Consider the following 21317-nt stretch of genomic DNA (forward strand, 5'->3'; position numbering starts at 1 on the left):
AAGACATAATTAATTACAATGAAAAAGTTAACTTTTCTCGAATAGCGAAAAGTCGATTTATTGATCTATTAATTTACGACAAGAAATCAATCTTCACCAAATAAATCCCTTGTATAAACTTTCCCTATCACATCTTTTAATTCATCGGCATAACGATTGGTAATAATAATGTCACACTGTTGTTTGAAACTGCCGAGTTGGTGAATAACAGGGAAATCCAGGAAATCATCATCATCAATCCCAGGTTCATAAACCACGACATTGATTCCTTTCGCTTTTATCCTTTTCATAATGCCCTGAATGGAAGAAAAGCGAAAATTATCCGACCCCGCCTTCATGATAAGACGATGAACGCCGACGGTTTTCGGATGGCGACGGATAATCGTGTCGGCAATGAAGTCTTTTCGCGTATGGTTAGCGTCCACGATAGCCTTGATCAGGTTATTCGGCACGGTACAATAATTCGCCAAAAGCTGCCGGGTATCCTTCGGTAAACAGTAGCCGCCATAGCCGAAAGAAGGATTGTTGTAATAATCGCCAATACGCGGATCGAGGCATACTCCTTCAATAATCTGCCGGGTATTCAGCCCCAGCGATTCAGCATAGCTGTCCAACTCGTTAAAGTAGGCCACGCGCATCGCCAGAAAGGTATTCGCAAACAACTTTATCGCTTCAGCTTCGGTTGGGTCGGTAAACAGCACGCGAATATCTTTTTTTAATGCGCATCCCATCAATAGGTTAGCGAAGAATCGTGCCCTTTCCGACCGTTCCCCCACCACAATCCGTGACGGGTAAAGATTGTCATACAGCGCCTTGCCTTCACGCAAAAACTCAGGCGAAAAAATGATGTTATCCGTATCCAACTGCTGGCTGATTTTCTCAGTGAAGCCAACGGGCACCGTCGATTTAATCACCATAATGGCCTGCGAATTAATCGCCAGCACGTCGCGAATGACCGCCTCTACCGACGACGTGTTGAAATAGTTGGTTTGCGGATCGTAATCCGTCGGCGTAGCAATAATCACGAACTGCGCATCGGTATACGCTTCATACTTATCCAGCGTAGCGGAAAAATTCAGCGATTCATGTTGTAAAAAACGCTCAATCTCGGCGTCATTAATCGGCGATTTCCTTTGATTCAACAGCGCCACTTTTTCAGCCGCAATATCTAACGCTACAACCTGATGCTGTTGTGCCAATAATAATCCATTCGATAAACCGACATATCCCGTTCCGCTAATCGCTATTTTCATGAAGGACTCTTTATTTCGTCACTGGCTGAAAACCATATTCCGCCAAAGTATCTTTATTATTTTTCAATCTGAATAATAGAGGTGTTACATTTCAATTTATTTCCTGTCCCTTTTTCGTAAGTAAGTACACCACATTCACGCAGGCACGTTACTCTCATCAGCTGAAACGTAAAAAATACAATAGCCTTATTGTTGGCAACTCCAGTTAAACGCCAATTAAACATAGCGTACTTAATGGTAAATAAAATATTTATTTACAACTTGTGACATTCCTTAATAGTTAGCATGGGAACGAATTTTCATGATGTTATGTAACATAACATTATTTATATTAGATGATTATAGTGAATAAATACGATGGTATCAGATTATTTTAGCGTTTTTATCAACGCTACATGGAGATAGTGTGTAGATATGTTATTTTAATTATTAAAGCGGCTTATTATTCGATAAAAACCGACAAAAAAGCATAAGCAATATTCATCAACAACATCGCAAACAGCAGAAACATCTACACTTATCATCAGTCATCTCTCTGGCTAAGGATGGGAAGGAAAATGAAGGTCAGCACGCGCGACAAGGTCAGCTACTATCAAATGCCGCTCCAAAAATTGATGATTGTTTTTATGCTCTTCATCATCACCACGGTACTGGCGCTGAACGGATGGGCCGTCTTCAATTCTCACCAACAGCTTATCGATTCCACCGAGCGAAACGCCAAAAACCTGTCGCTGTCGCTGGCACGCCATGCCGAAGATACGTTTTTACAAGTCGACATCCTGCTACAGGATTTACAAGAGCGTATCGATAAAGATGGTTTATCATCAGCACAAATAATCAGGCTCGGTGATATTTTAAAAAGCAGAAAAGCCACGCTGCCACAGCTGCACGGCATCTTTATCTATGATGAGAAAGGCGAGTGGCTGGTCAATTCCGGAGTCGCTAAACCAGCACAGGCTAACAATGCTGACAGAGAATACTTCAAATATCATAAGAACAGCGTCAACAAAGACCTGCACATTGGCAGCGCGATTCAAAGCCGATCCACCGGTGATTTGATCATTCCGGTCTCGATGCGTATCAATAAGCCGGACGGCAGCTTTAACGGCGTGCTGCTCGCCACCCTCTCGCTGAACTATTTCAAACAGTATTATGGCTACTACGCCATGGGAAATATGGACGTACTCGCCATTCTGCTTTCCGATGGTCGAATTTTGTATGGCCGCCCTTACGACGATTCGTACGTCAACCGTAATGTGTCAAACGGCCCGCTGTTTGCAGAACACCTGAAGCAGTCCGAAAGCGGTACAGTCACGTTTGTCTCCACGCTCGATCATATCGAACGCATCTACGGCTATACGCGCCTGAAGCGCTACCCTATCGTCATTGCCGCAGGTTACGAGCTCAATCTGGTACTCGATAAATGGAGAACGGATAGTCTGGTCTACGGTGCCATTACCTTAATTCTGCTGTTCACGATTATCCTGCTCGGCCTGATCGTGCTGAGACAGATTCGTATAAATTTGAAAAATCAGATCGATTTAACCATCGTGCGCGATGAACTGACGTCGGTTAACCACACGCTGCAAACGCTGGCGCTGTTCGATGGCCTGACGGGCTTAGCCAACCGCCGCCAGTTCGATATTTTCCTGCAACAAACCCTATTGCAGGCGGCGGAGAAGCGGCAGTGTATCGCGCTGATCATGATCGACGTCGACGCTTTCAAGAAATATAACGACCACTATGGGCATGTGGCAGGCGATGACTGTCTGCGTAAGATTGGTAACCTCCTGAGCAATATGCTGCGGCGTAACGAGGATTTGGTCGCACGCTATGGCGGTGAGGAGTTCGCTATCATCATCACCGAGACGGATAAACAAAGCGCCGCCGCGTTGGCTCAGCGTGCGCTGGATTTGGTACGCGCGGAAAAAATTCCTCATGAAATGACGCTGTTCCCAGAAAAAATCGTCACCATTAGCGCTGGTGTCTACGTGTTCTGCGCCGGTAGCCCGCCACCCGCGGCGTCGTCCGTTATCGATATCGCCGATGCCGCGCTGTATCGCGCCAAACATGGCGGTAAAAACCGTATCAAGGTGAGTGAATAGCGAGAGTAATCGGATCATATACCCTAAATAATTCGAGTTTCAGGCAGGCGGCAAGCGAGGGACAAATTCGTCGGGAACGAATTTGACCAGCCAACGGCTGGCCTCCGGTGAGAGACAGGATGTCTCTCATTTCATCCCGATGAGCTTACTCAAGTAAGTGATTCGGGTGACAAATCTGCCGGGAGCAGATTTGAACGCTGCTTGCAGCGGCCCTTTAGGGCGAGGCCCACGACGGGCCGAGTATTTAAGCGAAGCCAACGCACATGCAACTTGAAGTATGACGGGTATAGAAACAATTAATGTTGATGCAATACCTGACAGCACGCGCAGCTTCTGACAAAATAGCGGCCATCTCCCCCCTATTTCAAATTGATGGGTCTCTTCTCAGATGGCAGCAAAGATTATTGATGGTAAAACGATTGCGCAGCAGGTCAAAGACGAAGTTGCCGCACGAGTCACGCAGCGTTTGGCAGAAGGAAAACGCGCACCTGGCCTAGCTGTTGTGCTGGTCGGCGAGAATCCGGCGTCACAGATTTATGTCACCAGCAAGCGCAAGGTGTGTGAAGAAGTCGGCTTTATTTCCCGCTCTTATGATTTGCCCATCACCACACCGGAATCTGAGCTGTTGGCACTTATCGACGAGCTCAACGCCGACCAGACGATTGACGGTATTCTGGTTCAGCTTCCGCTGCCGGAAGGCATCGATAACACCAAGGTGATTGAACGCATCGCGCCAAGTAAAGATGTCGATGGCTTCCATCCTTACAACGTGGGTCGTCTGTGCCAGCGTGCCCCCATGCTGCGTGCCTGTACGCCACGCGGCATCATCACGCTGTTGGAGCGTTATAATATCGACACCTTCGGGCTGAATGCCGTTGTCGTCGGCGCATCCAATATTGTTGGCCGCCCGATGAGTCTGGAACTGCTGCTGGCTGGCTGCACCACGACCGTCACACACCGCTTCACCAAAAATCTGCGTCACCATATTGAAAACGCCGATCTACTGGTTGTCGCCGTGGGTAAACCAGGCTTCATCCCCGGCGAATGGATTAAACCGGGCGCGATTGTGCTGGACGTGGGTATCAACCGTCTGGAAAGCGGTAAAGTGGTCGGCGATGTGGAATTTGAAACGGCGCAGGAAAGAGCGTCTTACATCAGCCCCGTACCGGGCGGCGTCGGCCCAATGACCGTTGCCACACTGATTCAAAACACGCTACAGGCGTGCGAAGAGTATCATGACCACGCCGAATAATTGGCGAGTCAAACACGAATAAGCAGGAATTTATGGCAACCTTTAATCTTGAAAAGCATCCGCACGTTGAACTGTGCGATCTCTTGAAACTGCTGGGCTGGAGTGAAAGTGGCGCAGCAGCCAAACTGTCTATCGCCGCAGGCGACGTGACCGTTGACGGCCAGACGGAAACACGCAAGCGCTGCAAAATCGTTGCTGGGCAAACCGTTCAGTTCAACGGCGAGACAGTAAAAGTCGCCGAGTAACCTTTACTGCATTGATCACAGCGAAAAAAAAGCCCGCAATGTTATTCTTGCGGGCTTTTTATTTACTGAAAGCGTGTTACAGGAAGAAAGCGTTACTTACGGCGCCAGATCGTTCCCTGCGGGCCATCCTCCAGCACGATCCCCATTTCATTCAAACGATCGCGAGCCTGATCCGCCAGCGCCCAGTCTTTCGCCGCACGCGCATCTTTACGCTGCTGGATTAACGCTTCGATTTCTTTCACTTCCTCGTCATCCACCTGCGCGCCATTTTGCAGGAACTGTTCAGGATCCTGCTCCAACAGACCCAGCACGCCGGACAGTTTACGCAGTGCCGATGCCAGTTGGTTCGCCGCCTGCACGTCTTCCGTTTTCAGGCGGTTAACTTCACGCGCCATATCAAACAGCACCGAGTAGGCTTCCGGCGTGTTGAAATCGTCGTCCATCGCTTCGCGGAAACGGGCTTCAAACTCGTCACCGCCGTGCGCCGCAACGCTAGCATCCATTCCGCGCAACGCGATATACAAACGTTCCAATGCCGATCGCGCCTGTTTCAGGTTGTCTTCGCTGTAGTTCAACTGGCTACGGTAGTGGCCTGACATCAGGAAGTAACGCACGGTTTCTGGGTCGTAATACGCCAGCACGTCGCGTACGGTGAAAAAGTTATTTAGCGACTTTGACATCTTTTCGCGGTCAACCATCACCATGCCGGAGTGCATCCAGTAATTCACATACGAGCCGTCATGTGCACAACTGGACTGCGCGATCTCGTTTTCGTGGTGCGGGAACATCAAATCTGAGCCGCCGCCGTGAATATCAAAATGCGTGCCCAGCTGTTTGCAGTTCATGGCAGAACATTCGATATGCCAGCCAGGGCGCCCTTCTCCCCACGGAGAGGACCAGTGTGGTTCACCCGGCTTGGACATTTTCCACAGCACGAAATCCATCGGGTTACGCTTCACTTCGGTAATTTCAACGCGCGCGCCAGCCTGCAACTGATCCAGATCCTGACGAGACAGCACGCCGTAGCCCGGTGCGGTATCAACGGAGAACATCACATCACCATTACTCGCGACATAGGCGTGGCGACGGGCGATCAGCGCTTCCACCATTTCGATGATGTCGGCAATATGGTGTGTCGCACGCGGTTCGGCATCCGGGCGCAGAATATTCAACGCATCAAAATCGGCGTGCATCTCTGCGATCATACGGGTCGTCAGTTGGTCGCTGGTTTCCCCATTTTCGATCGCACGTTTAATAATTTTGTCGTCAATATCGGTGACATTACGCACATATTTCAGTGAATATCCCAGATACCGCAAATACCGCGCCACCACATCAAACGCCACGAAAGTACGCCCGTGACCGATATGACACAGGTCATAAACGGTGATGCCACACACATACATTCCCACCTGACCGGCGTGGATAGGTTTAAATTCCTCTTTTTGGCGACTCAGCGTATTAAAAATCTTTAGCATCAGGACGTTCCAGTGTTTTTATAAAAAATGGTTTTCACAAAAAAATGGTTTTCACAAAGCATTGCGTTCACACGATAGGTCAATCACCGTCGCAGGTAGCGCCAGTAACATCAATGCATTCAGGGTTTACACCCCAACGGCGTATTGAAACCTGAACCCTATTGTATTGCAAGGTTAAGAAGAGGGAATAAGCGAGAAAGGATAAAAATGAAATGGCCCGGATTTCCGGGCCATTTCATACAATCGACGTTGCTGACGAAAAAACGTTCAGCTAACAAAAAACAATTAGCGCCAGCGCGGATTCGACATCACAGAATATTTTCCGCTACCAAGCAGGGCAATCGCGATACCCGCGAAGAAGAACACCGCCGTACCTTCAACACCCCAAGCGCCGGTTTTGGCCAGCGTAACGAAACCACCAGCGTTAACCAGTAACGTCGCTACCACCATCGTGAAGGAGAAAATCAGCGCAGAAGGACGTGTGAAAATGCCGAGAATCATCAGGATCGGAGTGATGACTTCTCCGACATAGACACCGTAGCCAACAAAAGCAGGGAGCCCTGCGGAGGTCAGCATGCCTTCAATGGCACCGATTCCACCGTGCACCTTGTGCCAACCATGAAACAGCATCAGAACGCTGAAAGATACGCGCAAAAACAGTTTGCCAAAATCCGGTTTGTCTAATAAACGATTAACACTATCCAGAATACCCAGCATAGTTCACCTATCTCTTTAGAGTTATTTATGAAGAATAAGAATTACTCTCAGATTAATCTGAGCTGTAAGAAAAGAACACGTTGATTACGCAAAACATTGATCTGGGGCAACAAAAATATCATTCAAATTAATTAACTGTCATTTGATATTTTGATCAATTTATTTGTTTTTAAAAGTCCCTATTGCCTGATTAACACCTTATTGCGCACTATTCTTAAGCGCACATATTATTTGATGCCTACCAAAATCAGAGTAGTAAACCTTTTTATACGATTTTCTCATCTATCCAACCGCCAACAGCGGTGCGGTAAGCGCGAAGTACTGACTCAATCGACCAGTTATGCTATAACAGCGCTCTTATCACTAAGGCTATCTAGGGTTCATTATTATGATTACGCTTCATACCAACCACGGCGATATCGTTATTAATACGTTTGCAGACAAGGCGCCGGTTACCGTAGAAAATTTCCTGAACTACTGCCGCGGCGGTTTTTATGACAACACGATTTTTCACCGCGTGATTAATGGTTTTATGATTCAGGGCGGCGGTTTCGCTCCCGGCATGGATCAGAAAGAAACCAATGCGACAATCAAAAATGAAGCCAATAACGGTCTGAAAAATACCCGTGGCACGCTGGCGATGGCGCGTACCAACGATCCGCACTCGGCAACTGCCCAGTTCTTTATCAACCTCGTTGATAACGATTTCCTGAACTTCCGTTCAGAGCGTGCCGATGGTTGGGGCTACTGTGTATTCGCTGAAGTCACCGAAGGCATGGACGTTGTTGATAAAATCAAAGGCGTTGCTACCGGCCGCAGCGGCATGCATCAGGACGTACCGAAAGAAGACGTGGTGATTACCCACGTAACGATCAGCGAATAATTCGACCTGCATGGCAACGCTGTTCATTGCCGATCTGCATTTAAGTGTTCATGAACCGGCGATTACCGCCGGTTTTCTGCGTTTTTTACGCCATGACGCGATCCATGCCGATGCGCTGTACATACTTGGCGACCTGTTCGACGCCTGGATAGGTGACGACGATCCTCAGCCGCTGCATGCGACTGTCGCCACGGAACTGTATGCCTTACATCAGCGCGGCATTCCCTGCTATTTCGTGCACGGTAACCGTGATTTCCTGATCGGTAAGCGTTTCGCCAAACAAAGCGGAATGACGCTGCTGCCGACGGAAACGGTGCTCGACCTCTACGGTCAGAAGATCCTCATTCTGCATGGCGATACCCTGTGCACTGACGATCGGCATTACCAGCAATTCCGCCGTCGGGTACACAACCCGTTCATTCAGCGACTCTTCCTGCTATTGCCGCTGTCATTACGGATGAAAATTGCGGCGAAGATGCGGGCAACCAGCCAGCATGAAAACCAGAAAAAGTCGCAGCAGATTATGGATGTCAATCACGACGCCGTACTGGAACGCTTGCGGCATTATCAGGTGGAGACGATGATCCACGGCCACACGCATCGCCCAGCCATTCATCAGGTCGATCTCGGCGAATCTTCTGGTCGTCGCGCCGTTCTCGGCGCCTGGCATGAAGAAGGGTCGATGATTAAGGTCACGCCACAAAATATCGAACTGATTTCCTTCCCATTTTAATGCGTTTCCTGACATTGACTTAACGGTCTCTCGCCTTACTCCCCCAGCATTTCCGCATACGCAACCGTTTTCCTCGCCATAATGGCGTGATATGCTCTACGCCCTCAACGCCAGACCCTCCCTGTCTGGCCGACGCGAACGCGTCACGAACACGTACAATTACAGGTACAACTACAGGAGCGTTACAGGCATGTCATCCAACGTTGCCCCGGCTAAAATTGCCATCGTCATGGGTTCAAAGAGTGACTGGGCCACCATGCAGTTTGCTGCGGAAATCCTCACCACGCTGAACATTCCTTTTCACACCGAAGTCGTTTCGGCACACCGGACGCCGGATAAGCTGTTCAGCTTTGCTGAGCAAGCGGCACAGAACGGTTTTGATGTGATTATCGCGGGCGCAGGCGGCGCAGCACACCTGCCGGGTATGCTGGCAGCAAAAACGCTGGTTCCCGTGCTTGGCGTGCCGGTACAAAGCTCAACGCTGAGCGGTGTAGACAGCCTGTATTCCATCGTCCAAATGCCTCGCGGTATTCCGGTTGGCACGTTGGCCATTGGCAAAGCGGGCGCAGCGAATGCCGCTCTGCTGGCCGCACAAATTCTCGCCCTGCATGACAATGGCATCGCCACCCGCCTGGCAGACTGGCGTCAGGCGCAAACCGATGATGTGCTCTCTCATCCCGATCCGCGGGAGGAGGCATGAAACCGGTCTGCGTATTAGGCAATGGTCAGTTAGGCAGAATGCTGCGTCAGGCTGGCGAACCGCTAGGCATTGCGGTTTACCCAGTGGGACTGGATGCAGAACCGGAGTCGGTTCCATTTCATAACAGTGTCATTACCGCCGAGATCGAACGCTGGCCGGAAACCGCCCTCACCCGCGAGTTGGCCGAGCACACGGCGTTTGCAAACCGTGATATTTTCCCGCGTCTGGCCGATCGCCTGACGCAAAAGCAGCTGCTGGATTCGCTGAATCTGGCAACCGCCCCGTGGCAACTGCTGGCTAGCGCCGATGAATGGCCACACGTCTTCACTTCATTGGGTGAATTAGCGATCGTTAAACGTCGCGTCGGCGGTTACGACGGTCGTGGACAGTGGCGCTTGCGCGATGGCGAACAGCACACGCTGCCCGCTGACTGCTACGGCGAATGCATCGTTGAGCAAGGCATTAACTTTTCTGGCGAAGTCTCGCTGGTGGGTGCCCGCAATACGCACGGCAAATGTGTGTTCTACCCGCTCACTCATAACCTGCATCAGGACGGCATTCTGCGCACCAGCGTGGCCTTCCCTCAACCCGATCCGCAGTTGCAGCAGCAGGCCGAACAGATGCTGTCCGCAATAATGAATGCGCTGGGTTATGTGGGCGTGATGGCGATGGAATGCTTTATTGTCGGCGACCACCTGCTCATTAACGAACTGGCTCCGCGCGTACACAATAGCGGACACTGGACGCAAAATGGCGCGTCAATCAGCCAATTTGAGCTGCACCTGCGCGCAATTCTGGATCTGCCACTGCCGGTACCGGTTGTCGAAACACCGTCGGTGATGGTCAACCTGATCGGCACTGATGTGAATATCGACTGGCTGGCGCTGCCGCTGGTCCATCTGCACTGGTATGAGAAAGAGGTTCGTCCCGGCCGAAAAGTTGGACACCTCAACCTACCGTCCTCGGATACCGCACAGTTGCAACGCACACTGCAATCGCTAGTGCCTCTATTACCAGAGGAATACCACAGCGGCCTAGCGTGGGCAGAAGAGAAACTCACCGCCTGACAGATTGCAACCGTCACCTGACAGATCGCTGTCCTGCTAGGTGACGCTGCGATGCCATACGAAAAAATGAGGTGTCACACTCAGCATTCATTTTTAAAGGCTACTATATTTCTTCAAAAAACTAACCTATCTTTTCTTCTCAGTTTATTTAGATAGTAAACATGACATAAACGAAATTGAATTTAATATTTATATAATCGTTTTTTGTTTATTCTCTATCCCTGACAGAGAAAAAAAGCATCAATAAAGATGCCGTTAAAAAAATTAAAATTAAAGTATCAAATTTGATATTTTAATTTACAGTAAAATTTATTAAAATATTCCTCGTCAATTCATTTATGTGATCGCCTCAATATTATTCGCTGACCACCACGATATAGAATGCCGTCACAAAACAGTGTTGACCTACTGACATAATTAGCAACATGTCTCGTTCATTTTTTAAACTCCGTAACGGCAGCTTGCCGATACTGTATTTTTTATAATCCACACCATGTGGCAATACTCTTGTAACGGGGTATTACTGTATTAACCGAGGAGAGCAGTATATGAGCACCATTCAAGATAGCAGCCAAGTGTTAGAACAGGCTTCAGGATGGCGTAAAAGCGATACCGTCTGGATGCTGGGCCTCTATGGCACGGCCATCGGCGCTGGCGTGTTATTCTTACCTATCAATGCCGGTATTGGTGGATTAATTCCTTTAATTATCATGGCACTGATTGCCTTCCCAATGACATATTATTCTCACCGTGCATTATGCCGATTTGTATTATCCGGCAAGAACGGTGGCGAAGATATTACCGAAGTTGTTGAAGAACATTTCGGCGTTGGTGCGGGTAAATTAATCACTTTACTTTATTTTTTCGCTATTTATCCAATCCTGTTAGTTTATAGCGTCGCCATCACCAATACGGTAGATAGCTTTATTACTCACCAATTGCATTTACCTTCTCCGCCACGTGCCCTGCTGTCATTAATATTGATTATTGGGCTAATGTTTATTGTTCGCTTCGGTGAAGCAATGATCGTTAAGGCAATGAGCATTCTGGTTTATCCTTTTGTTTTCGTACTGATGTTGCTGGCGCTTTATTTAATTCCGAACTGGAACACCTCTGTTTTTGAAAACATTTCTCTGAGTTCCAGCGTCACGGGCAACGGTCTGTTGACGACATTATGGCTGGCTATTCCGGTGATGGTTTTCTCCTTCAACCACTCGCCGATCATCTCCTCCTTTGCCGTTGCCAAACGTAAAGAGTATGGCGATGACGCAGAGAAAAAATGCTCACGCATTCTATCCTACAGCACCATCATGATGGTGCTGACCGTGATGTTCTTCGTCTTCAGCTGCGTACTGAGCCTTTCTCCAGTTGAGCTGATGGAAGCGAAAACACAGAACATTTCTATTCTGTCCTATCTGGCGAACCACTTTAACAACCCGGTCATTGGCTACATAGCTCCGATTATTGCCACCATCGCGATCTCTAAATCGTTCCTGGGTCATTATCTGGGTGCAGGCGAAGGTTTTAACGGCATGATCGTGAAATCCCTGCGCAGCAGAGGCAAAACCATTTCTCACACCAAATTGAACCGCTTCACTGCGTTGTTCATGCTGATCACCACCTGGATTGTTGCAACGCTGAACCCAAGCATTCTCGGCATGATCGAAACGTTGGGCGGCCCGATTATCGCGTGCCTGCTGTTCCTGATGCCGATGTACGCTATCCAGAAAGTCCCAGCGATGAAGAAATACAGCGGCCACATCAGCAACGTCTTTGTCACCCTGATGGGACTGATCTCTATTTCCGCCATTGTTTACAGCCTGCGCGATCTGCTGTAAGCCCCACCCTAATTTAACGCCAGCACGTTGTTTTCTAGTCATACCCTAAATAATTCGAGTTGCAGGCAGGCGGCAACCGCACCACAAATTCGTCGGAAACGAATTGTGACCAGCCGCTGGCGGGCCTCCGGTGAGAGACAGGATGTCTCTCATTTCATCCCCAGGAGCTTACACAAGTAAGTGACTGGGGTGAGTGAGGACAAATCGGCTTAGCTGATTTGAACGCCGCTTTCGGCGGCCCTTCAGGGCAAGGCTCAGAGATGAGCCGAGTATTGCCAACGCATACGCGGCTTGAAGTATGACGGGTATCCGGCGTTTTTTTTCAAGGAAATCGCTATGGTCAGCGTATTTGATATCTTCAAAATCGGCATCGGTCCGTCTAGTTCTCATACCGTCGGCCCAATGAAAGCGGGCAAAATGTTCACCGATGATCTGGTGAACCGCACGCTTATTTCATCGGTGACATCCATCGTCGTTGATATTTACGGCTCACTCTCCCTGACAGGAAAAGGGCACCATACCGATATCGCCATCATTATGGGGCTCGCAGGTAACCTGCCAGATAGCGTAAACATCAATAGTATTCCGGCGTTTATTCAACAGGTGAAAGACACTCAGCGCCTGCCGATGCTCAACGGTCAGTATGAGGTCAACTTCCCGCTAGAATCCTCCTTGCGTTTCCAGCAGGAAAACCTGCCGCTGCATGAAAACGGCATGACCATTCGCGCCTATAACCAGCAAGAGTTGGTCTATAGCAAAACGTATTACTCCATCGGGGGCGGATTCGTCGTCGATCAGGAAAACTTCGGCAAACCCAATCTGGCTGAGGAAAGCGCGCCCTACCCGTTCTTTTCTGCCCAGAAATTACTCCAACACTGTCACGATCACTGCCTGTCTTTATCTGCCATCGTCCTGAAAAACGAGATTGCGATGCATGGTCGGGAAGCGCTTGAGCACTATTTTGCCGACGTATGGAAAACCATGCAGGACTGCATGCATCGCGGCATGAATACGGAAGGCGTGTTGCCCGGCCCATTACGCGTTCCCCGCCGGGCATCAGCACTGCATCGCCTGCTGTTTATCAACGATCGTTTTTCTAACGACCCGATGGATGCGATGGACTGGGTGAACATGTTCGCGATGGCCGTGTCGGAAGAAAATGCGGCTGGCGGACGCGTCGTCACCGCACCAACTAACGGCGCATGCGGCATTATTCCTGCCGTGCTGGCTTATTACGATCGCTACGTTCAACCCGTCACCCCAGAATCTTACCTGCGTTACTTCCTGGCATCCGGCGCTATCGGCGCGCTCTACAAAATGAACGCCTCTATTTCCGGTGCCGAAGTGGGCTGTCAGGGAGAAGTCGGCGTGGCCTGTTCGATGGCGGCAGCCGGTCTGGCTGAACTACTCGGCGCTAGTCCTGAACAGGTATGCATAGCGGCGGAAATCGGCATGGAGCATAATCTGGGACTGACATGCGACCCAGTAGCGGGTCAGGTTCAGGTGCCGTGCATTGAACGCAACGCCATTGCCTCTGTGAAGGCGATCAACGCCGCCAGAATGGCAATGCGCCGCACCAGCGAACCACGCGTATCGCTGGATAAGGTCGTTGAAACCATGTACGAAACAGGCAAAGACATGAACGCCAAGTACCGTGAAACGTCTCGCGGCGGTTTGGCAATTAAAGTCGTGCTGTGCGAATAATATCCCCATCATACCTCAAGCTACTTGTGCGTTGGCCGCCTTTACTCACCCCAGTCACTTACTTGTGTAAGCTCCTGGGGATGACATGAGAGGCATCCTGCCTCTCACCGAAGGCCAGCCAGCGGCTGGTCACAATTCGTTTCCGACGAGTTTGTCGTGCGGTTGACCCTTTAGGACAAGGCTTTGGCGTTTTGTCACGCAACTCGAATTATTTAGGGGATCATGGATAAGGATAAACGTGCTTTGTCGCGTTAACTACTAGGCGACTTAACGCGACAATCAAGATTCATACATAAGGGTTAATGCATTGGCATTAGCCCTTTATTTTTTATCGCTTTCAGGCAGCGACCAGACAATGTTGTTTTCGGCCGCCGCGATGTACCAGTCCACGGTGCTGTTAACTGTCTTCTTGATATTTTCATGCTTCGCAAGTGCATTGGCGGGAAAGGCCGCAGCTTTCTTTCTGATACGCCGCGGCGTCTGTTTTTTCTCACCGCTGATCTGTGCATGGAAAGACTCCACTTCGGCGTCGAAGAGCACGCCTTCAATCTGGTGCAAACGATTCAACCCACGCAGGATGGAAAGCAGGCTGCTGAGCGTAATGGATTCGCCCATCTCCGCTCGCTTGATCGTTGCGATACCCAGCCCCGCCCGTTCGGCAAGATCGACCTGCGATAAACGCTGCTGAATTCTGGCATTTTTTATTCTCCGGCACAGCTCGGTAATAATTTCACCTTCGTTCATGGTACTGAATTTCATCTTACTCGCCACTTACCAGAGTCAAAAAATTTACGCGCATTTTATCATCAATTTTTCAAATGGCACGGACAATTGATGAACGGTAGCCATAATTTTTTATGGCTTGATGGGCCTACGCACATCCCATCAAGCTGACCGTCGATACGGGTTATATTTAATGAAAACAATTAAATAATGTAATAATTAAAACCACTAACAAACAATGAAAAAGACAGTTTTTTTAAAATAACCAAATAAAAACAACAAACTAAAAAAAATCGATAACTAATAGAATAAAAAGAAGACAAATACATTAACTTAGGTAAACTTTTTTCTATATTCACACGATTGCGCTGCATAACAACGCTCTACTATTGAATCTCACTCTCACAGGAAAGGAACCTCCATAATGAGCATTACAAGTCTTAATGGTATCACTAACTACTCAGCCCCCTTGGTGACCCGTAAAGAACCGGCGGAAAACGCATTTTCACTCGCTGGCAACACGTCAAAGTCAACTCTCCATTCTGTTTCTGCCAATACCCCCTCAACGATTCAGCCAAGCAAACGTTATGACTTTTCCAATATGACGCCACAGGAAGCGATTGATGCGACAAAAGAACTCACAGCCTCCGGTGAGATATCATTTGAAGAAAGCTTGGAAATCGGTATGGCGGCACTGCTCATTTTGCACCCTCCCGGTGACGATGTCGCCCCCGCCGACCACAACCAGAAAATTAATTTTATCCAAATGCTCAAAAACGGGATAAGTGGTTCACTGTCACGCAGTGAGCACTTGCATGCAGAACAGCAAAAATCGGTATTAGATAAACTAGCACAACTTAGTTACACGCCGATTAGCGTGAAGGCATAATAAAAAGCAGGTTCTCTTTTAAGAGAACCTGCTGAGAATACGGTGTTATCGAATATTCAGTGAAGTGCTGAGCGTTCTAAAAGGGGCGTTAGTCGAAGTAGATTGATAGCGGAAAGGGCCTGACTGCATTCCATCGCCATTGAAGTAAGCCATCCATCCCACATAAGTTGAGCCTACAGGGCATGACTCAGTATAATTGCCGCCAACGACACAAACGCCGTTAACCTGATATGGGCTCTTTTGCGTACCATTCACCCAGCCAAAGCGATTATTACCATAGCCAACTTCCAGCACCGCAATTCTCAGTTGCGCTCCACCATGATCCTGAGTTGTCGCAAGTTTATTTGGGCCAATATATTCCCAAGCTCCACCATTCTGTGTTGATGCAACAGCATAGACATAGACAGAACTCAATGCAGGCGCTGGCGCACGAAGAGGTTTATAGTCCTGAGAAGAGGGTTCATTTGCAGATGTTGGGTTCTCTAGAAGGGGGGAATCGAATGCTGTAATTACCTCCGCCACTGGCTCTTCCTGAGTCTGAGAATAAGCCGGAAACGTCATACTAGCCAACATACTGAGTACAACTCCAATATATATTTTCTTTCTCATCCTGAGTAATTCCATTTAAATACAGCCAATCGCTGCATGTAAATCATGAATCAAAATGTTATTTTTTTCAGTAAAAATTTACAAAAAAATAAAATTAAAAACAAAATAATTACTCAGTAATTTATTTTATAGAACTTTTAAAATTTGCAATATCATTATTATTTTCAATGAAACTATAAATATGGAAATGATATTGCATTCTACTATTTAATTACGGTTCTAACCAAATCGCCCGGTAATATAATCCTCTGTGCGGCGCTGCGTCGGAGAAGTAAACAGATCGTCCGTACGGTTGTACTCGATCAGTTTTCCCTGATTGATAAACGCGGTGTAATCAGACACGCGCGCGGCCTGCTGCATGTTGTGTGTCACCAGCACCAGCGTGAAATGCTGCTTTAGCGTTCCCATCAGTTCCTCGACAACCAGCGTCGAAATCGGATCGAGTGCAGAGGTCGGTTCGTCCAGCAATAATACTTCCGGCTCAATGGCTATCGCCCGGGCGATCACCAAACGCTGCTGCTGCCCACTGGATAGCGTCAACGCGTTGTCGCTCAGACGATCCTTTACCTCATGCCAAAGCGCCGCCGCCCGCAGCGCCCGCTCAACGGCATCATCCAGAAAGCGGCGATCGCGTAACCCCTGCAATCTCAGGCCATAAATCACGTTTTCATAGATCGATTTGGGAAACGGATTCGGTCGTTGAAAAACCATCCCCACCCGACGGCGCAACGTGGCAACATCCAGCTGCGGGTCGTTAATAGGCATACCGTTCAGCCGGATATCGCCCTCGGTGCGGCAGTCATCCACCAGATCGTTCATGCGATTAAAGCAGCGTAACAGCGTGGATTTACCGCAACCCGACGGCCCAATCAGCGCTGTCACCTGATTCTTCGGAATCCGAATCGAAATATCGTTCAGTGCCTGCTTGTCGCCATAGTAAAGATTCAGATGTTCCACGGTTAATGTCGTCTGCTCATCACTCAGTTGATGAACATCAGGCAGCGGTGCCATCTCCTTTTGTGTCATAAATCCCATAACTTCATCCTACTTTCAGAGTGATAACGAACGATATTTCTCACGCAGAACATGGCGAATCCCAATCGCCGCAAGGTTCAACCCAACGACGATCAACACCAGCAGCAGTGCGGTGATGTACACCAGCGGCCTTGCCGCTTCTACATCCGAGCTTTGGAACGCCAGATCGTAGATTTGGAATCCCAGATGCATAAATTTTCGCTCAAGATGCAAATAAGGGAAAATGTCATCAACCGGCAACACCGGCACCGACTTCACTACGCCGACCAACATCAGCGGCGCGGTTTCCCCTGCGGCACGCGCCACAGCGAGGATCAAGCCCGTCATCATCGCGGGAACCGCCATCGGCAGCACGACGTGCCACAGCGTTTCAGCTTTGGTGGCCCCCAACGCCAGTGAACCGTGGCGCACAGACATTGGAATGCGCGACAGCCCTTCCTCCGTCGCCACAATCACCACCGGCAGCGTCAGCAGTGCCAGCGTCAGCGACGCCCACAGCAGCCCCGGCGTACCAAACGTCGGATTCGGCAGCGCCTCAGAATAGAACAGCTGATCCAACGTGCCACCGATGAGATAAACAAAAAAGCCTAACCCGAACACGCCGTAGACAATGGAAGGCACCCCAGCCAGATTGACCACGGCAATCCGCACCCAGCGCGTTAAGCTGTTTTTCCCCGCGTACTCATGCAGATAAACCGCGGCAATCACCCCCAACGGCATCACCACGACGGACATCAACACCACCATCAGCACGGTGCCAAAAATGGCGGGGAAAAGGTGGCCCGCACTGTTGCTGTCCGGCGAATAGTGCACCAGCATGTATTTAGCCTGAGCGCCCCAGTGGCTGGCTTTTTCCCACAGACTCATCGCGTTAGGGTACCAGGCCTGTTCGATGTCCCTGAGCGGAATAAGATGGACGCTGCCATTCGCATCTCGCAATTGCACGGTATCGCGATTAATGTCCAGATTGAGTGAGGTTAGCTGGCGCGACAGCTCATCAAAGCGGCGTTGCAGTTCAATACGTTCAGCCTGAAGACGGGCTAACGCCTGATTATCCAGCGTCTTGGCCTGTTGCCGCTTTTTCTCTTCTAGCCGCAGCGTCTCAAACTGCTGGTTGATCTTCGCCATCTCCCCCATACGGATGGCCTGCGTCTTCGCAAGCAATCCCTGCACCTGCTCGACACGATGCTGTAAGGTGGCGGGGAGATCCGTTGCCACCAGCGGCTGCTCGCCCTCCAGCATGCCAGCCAGATAACCATAGGCAGTGCCATTGTTCGTCCGCTTCAACACCAGAATGTCGGCGGGTTTATCAAAGCGGACAATGTCGCGCGACAGCAGCGTGCGAAAGCTCTGCCCATGAATTTCACGCTGGCCAATTTTGATCAAATAACGAGTTTCAGCGTCCTCGGGAGAAGAGGACAAACCGGCCTGTTCCAATTGCTGGGGCGAAAGCGTCTGCTTGGCATAAATTTCCCCCATCAGCGCACGCTGCACACCCTGTTCAGGCTGCAACGTCAGCAGCCAGACGGGCTGCGGCCACAGATAGCGCATGCCCTGCCCGGCCAGCAACACAATGATTGCCAACATCGCCAGCAGGCTAATGGAAATTGACGATGCGGTCAGCCACACCCAGGGCCTTCCCGAACGGAACCAGCGCTTCACGCGTTCTCTCCTTCATCACGGTAGCGTTGGCGTAAGCGCTGCCGGATAGTTTCAGCCAGCGTATTCACGATAAACGTGAAAACAAACAGCGTTAATGCCGTTAGGAACAGCACCCGATAGTGACCGCTGTTCGTCACCGCTTCCGGCATTTCAATGGCGATATTCGCCGCCAGAGAACGCAGCCCCTGAAGCAGGCCTTCATCCATAATCGGCGTATTGCCTGTCGCCATGAGCACAATCATGGTTTCCCCCACGGCGCGACCAAAACTCAGCATCAGCGCGGCGAAAATCCCGGCACTGGCGGACGGCAGCACAACGCGCCACAGGGTTTGCCACGCCGTCGCCCCCAGCGCCAGCGATCCCTGACTTAAGCGAGCCGGTACGCTGAACAGCGCATCTTCCGCTAGCGAAAAAATCAGTGGGATCAGCGCGAAGCCGAGAGCAACGCCCGCCACCAGCGTATTACGTTGCACAAAATCATCACCCAGCCACTGGTACAGCGGCTGCCCCAGCACCCAGATTTCCATTCGCGGCGCAAGCCAGCAGCCGAGCACAAATGTCAGCAAGATCGTGGGGATGAGGAATAGCACGTCCCAGCCCGCAGGGAAACGGACACGCCAGCGCGTCGGCAGGCACTCAATCAGCCAGCCGCAACCGAGCACAGCCAGCATCCATAAAATCGGCATGACCAGAATCGCGGACAGATAAGTCGCAAAATGCGGGGCCAGCCAGATGGCCGCAATCAGGCCGACGACGACCGTAGGCAGTGCGCCCATGATTTCCAGCGTGGGTTTAATCCAGCGTCGCAGCGTCGGCGACATAAAGCAGGCGGTATAAATCGCGGCAGACAACGCCAGCGGCGTAGCAAATAGCATGGCGTAAATCGCCGCTTTCATCGTGCCCAGCATCAGCGGCATCATGCTGAATTTGGCCTGATAGCTGTCATCCGCTGACGTGGATTGCCAGATATAGGCAGGCTCTGGGTAGTTTTCGTACCACAGTTTTTGCCACAGCCCGCGCCAGCCAATATCGGGATACGGATTATCAACCCGATAGCGATGCCAGCCCTCCGCCGTTTCAACCAGCATGGCAGAACCGCGTGGCGAAAACGCCAGCTTTTGTGCGTGTGCCAGTAGCATCTGCGTCAGCAGCGCATGCGACTGTTTACTGGCAAACAGCGACAGCTCACCCTGTGCATTCAATGTGGCAAAGACTCGCCGCTGCGCCTCCGTTGCCAACAACACCGATTCGCCCACAACGTGCGGAAACTGACGCGTCTCTGTCAGCGTCGCGCCCTTTTCGCCCGGAACCTCAAACCATTGACTAATCCGCCCGTCAGCAGACTGCACCAGCAGCGATCGTCCACCGGACAACAGCGCCAGATGCAGCGGTTCCGCCAGCTGTAACTGTCGCTCTTCCCGCAGCGTCAGCGCGTTCGCGCCCACCTGCCACAGCGTTAATGTACTGCCGCTGAGCAAATACACCTGCTGTCCGTCTGGCGTCAGCAGCAGTTGGCTAATCGTACCCGCCGGAAGCGTAATCTGTGCCCGTTGCCGCACGCCATTTTCATCAACATCAGCGATGATCAAGGCATTTTCCTGCCCAATCACCGCCACAACAACATGCTTTTCACTCACAGCAGCGACTGCCAGATAACGCAGAGGCTGCGCAGGGAACCCAAGCGAATATGCCTGCTCACCCAGCGGATAATCCCAGACAGGAGAACGGTTTTCCGTACGCGATAAAACAGGCTGCACGAAAATTAGACGGCCATCAGGCTGGCTCAGGGCATAAACCTGTCGCTCACCCTGACTCTGCGCCAATAAACTCAGCGCGGGAATCAGTTGAATACGCGACATGGGCTGGTTTTCCGCAAACGGAATAAACTCGCCATAGCCCTGACTGTCGATGCGAAACCCGATTTGCCCGTTGTCGCTAAGCCCCAGCGCCAGCGACGGCTCCGCACTGTGGCGTTGCACCGTTTTTTGCCCGTTAACGGTGGGGGAAAGGAACAGTGGCGTCACCACATACAGTAGATAGAAGAAGATTAACAACAGCATAGCCAGCACCAGCAGCCCACTGCCCGCAACAATGCGGTGAACCAAACGATCGATCCACGCTCGCCGACGATCCCGATACTGTGATGTGTTACCTGTGTTTACCATTATTCTCGCCGTTAGAGTGAAGCCGCCAGAGTCGTGTTGCTAACGTATTGCGGGTAGCATATGTTGCCTTTACGCCCATAATATGACAATGGTAAGTCTGTCTATGAATTAGATTTTATACCCTAAATAGTTCCAGCCGTATGAAGGCGGCAACCGAGGGAGTCCTCAGGAGCTTACTTTAGTAAGTGACTGGGGTGAGTAAGGGTAGCCAACGTACAGACGGCTCGAAATATGACGGGTATCGTCATCAACACGCCAT

General features: G+C 50.3%; 18 protein-coding genes. 10 read left to right on the forward strand and 8 right to left on the reverse strand.

Annotation, left to right across the window (positions count from 1 at the left end):
- Positions 1 to 86: 86 nt before the first annotated feature.
- The gene (locus tag LOZ86_RS14675; RefSeq protein WP_039486386.1) at positions 87 to 1253 is read right to left on the reverse strand and encodes a nucleotide sugar dehydrogenase; all 1167 of its coding nucleotides are present in this window, start codon (positions 1251 to 1253) and stop codon (positions 87 to 89) included.
- 557 nt (positions 1254 to 1810) lie between these two features.
- Between LOZ86_RS14675 and LOZ86_RS14680 the strand changes: the two genes are divergently transcribed.
- From LOZ86_RS14680 to ybcJ, 3 genes are all read left to right on the forward strand, one after another.
- Positions 1811 to 3358, forward strand: coding sequence for a sensor domain-containing diguanylate cyclase (locus LOZ86_RS14680; RefSeq protein WP_039486387.1), 1548 nt, complete (start codon positions 1811 to 1813; stop codon positions 3356 to 3358).
- 388 nt (positions 3359 to 3746) lie between these two features.
- The gene (gene folD / locus LOZ86_RS14685) at positions 3747 to 4610 is read left to right on the forward strand and encodes a bifunctional methylenetetrahydrofolate dehydrogenase/methenyltetrahydrofolate cyclohydrolase FolD (protein WP_230242209.1); all 864 of its coding nucleotides are present in this window, start codon (positions 3747 to 3749) and stop codon (positions 4608 to 4610) included.
- 32 nt (positions 4611 to 4642) lie between these two features.
- On the forward strand, positions 4643 to 4855 hold the full coding sequence (gene ybcJ / locus LOZ86_RS14690; RefSeq protein WP_039486392.1) for a ribosome-associated protein YbcJ: 213 nt from the start codon (positions 4643 to 4645) through the stop codon (positions 4853 to 4855).
- A gap of 92 nt (positions 4856 to 4947) precedes the next feature.
- On the opposite strand, the gene cysS is transcribed toward ybcJ, so the two are convergent.
- Both cysS and LOZ86_RS14700 read right to left on the reverse strand, forming a co-directional pair.
- Positions 4948 to 6333, reverse strand: coding sequence for a cysteine--tRNA ligase (gene cysS, locus LOZ86_RS14695; protein WP_039486394.1), 1386 nt, complete (start codon positions 6331 to 6333; stop codon positions 4948 to 4950).
- A 285-nt stretch (positions 6334 to 6618) separates the two neighbouring features.
- Positions 6619 to 7050 carry a DoxX family protein gene (locus LOZ86_RS14700; protein WP_039486396.1) on the reverse strand — a complete coding sequence of 144 codons (432 nt, stop codon included), beginning with the start codon at positions 7048 to 7050 and terminating at the stop codon, positions 6619 to 6621.
- A gap of 388 nt (positions 7051 to 7438) precedes the next feature.
- Here LOZ86_RS14700 and ppiB point away from each other — a divergent pair, with 388 nt between their 5' ends.
- The 6 genes from ppiB (at position 7439) to LOZ86_RS14730 (ending at position 13975) form a co-directional block, all read left to right on the forward strand.
- Entirely contained in the window at positions 7439 to 7933 is a 495-nt protein-coding gene (gene ppiB / locus LOZ86_RS14705; RefSeq protein ID WP_039486398.1) for a peptidylprolyl isomerase B, read from the forward strand.
- A 10-nt stretch (positions 7934 to 7943) separates the two neighbouring features.
- A complete protein-coding gene (lpxH, locus tag LOZ86_RS14710; RefSeq protein WP_039486400.1) occupies positions 7944 to 8666 on the forward strand; it encodes a UDP-2,3-diacylglucosamine diphosphatase in 723 nt (240 codons plus the stop codon).
- Between the two features lie 190 nt (positions 8667 to 8856).
- Positions 8857 to 9366: a 5-(carboxyamino)imidazole ribonucleotide mutase gene (gene purE, locus LOZ86_RS14715; RefSeq protein ID WP_014916138.1), complete on the forward strand. Its 510-nt coding sequence runs from the start codon at positions 8857 to 8859 to the stop codon at positions 9364 to 9366.
- Positions 9363 to 10433: a 5-(carboxyamino)imidazole ribonucleotide synthase gene (gene purK, locus LOZ86_RS14720; RefSeq protein WP_039486402.1), complete on the forward strand. Its 1071-nt coding sequence runs from the start codon at positions 9363 to 9365 to the stop codon at positions 10431 to 10433. The genes purE and purK overlap by 4 nt, the downstream gene beginning before the upstream one ends.
- A gap of 548 nt (positions 10434 to 10981) precedes the next feature.
- Positions 10982 to 12271, forward strand: a complete 1290-nt coding sequence (locus LOZ86_RS14725; RefSeq protein ID WP_039486405.1) for an HAAAP family serine/threonine permease — start codon at positions 10982 to 10984, stop codon at positions 12269 to 12271.
- 336 nt (positions 12272 to 12607) lie between these two features.
- The gene (locus LOZ86_RS14730; RefSeq protein ID WP_039486407.1) at positions 12608 to 13975 is read left to right on the forward strand and encodes an L-serine ammonia-lyase; all 1368 of its coding nucleotides are present in this window, start codon (positions 12608 to 12610) and stop codon (positions 13973 to 13975) included.
- Positions 13976 to 14296: 321 nt separating this feature from the next.
- Here the strand turns inward: LOZ86_RS14730 and LOZ86_RS14735 are convergent, their stop codons facing one another.
- Entirely contained in the window at positions 14297 to 14734 is a 438-nt protein-coding gene (locus LOZ86_RS14735; protein ID WP_039486409.1) for a helix-turn-helix domain-containing protein, read from the reverse strand.
- 388 nt (positions 14735 to 15122) lie between these two features.
- Between LOZ86_RS14735 and LOZ86_RS14740 the strand changes: the two genes are divergently transcribed.
- Entirely contained in the window at positions 15123 to 15587 is a 465-nt protein-coding gene (locus tag LOZ86_RS14740; protein ID WP_039486411.1) for a hypothetical protein, read from the forward strand.
- Positions 15588 to 15632: 45 nt separating this feature from the next.
- Here LOZ86_RS14740 and LOZ86_RS14745 read toward each other — a convergent pair whose 3' ends face one another.
- The 4 genes from LOZ86_RS14745 to LOZ86_RS14760 all read right to left on the reverse strand — a co-directional run bounded on the left by LOZ86_RS14745 (position 15633) and on the right by LOZ86_RS14760 (position 21058).
- Positions 15633 to 16196 carry a YolA family protein gene (locus tag LOZ86_RS14745; RefSeq protein WP_039486414.1) on the reverse strand — a complete coding sequence of 188 codons (564 nt, stop codon included), beginning with the start codon at positions 16194 to 16196 and terminating at the stop codon, positions 15633 to 15635.
- Between the two features lie 219 nt (positions 16197 to 16415).
- A complete protein-coding gene (pstB, locus tag LOZ86_RS14750) occupies positions 16416 to 17231 on the reverse strand; it encodes a phosphate ABC transporter ATP-binding protein PstB (protein ID WP_039486418.1) in 816 nt (271 codons plus the stop codon).
- 15 nt (positions 17232 to 17246) lie between these two features.
- On the reverse strand, positions 17247 to 18893 hold the full coding sequence (pstA, locus tag LOZ86_RS14755) for a phosphate ABC transporter permease PstA (RefSeq protein WP_039512892.1): 1647 nt from the start codon (positions 18891 to 18893) through the stop codon (positions 17247 to 17249).
- Complete coding sequence (locus LOZ86_RS14760) at positions 18890 to 21058, reverse strand: ABC transporter permease subunit (RefSeq protein ID WP_039486423.1); 2169 nt, start codon at positions 21056 to 21058, stop codon at positions 18890 to 18892. The genes pstA and LOZ86_RS14760 overlap by 4 nt, the downstream gene beginning before the upstream one ends.
- Positions 21059 to 21317 lie beyond the last annotated feature (259 nt).

Source organism: Pectobacterium parvum, assembly GCF_020971565.1.
GTDB lineage: Bacteria > Pseudomonadota > Gammaproteobacteria > Enterobacterales > Enterobacteriaceae > Pectobacterium > Pectobacterium polare.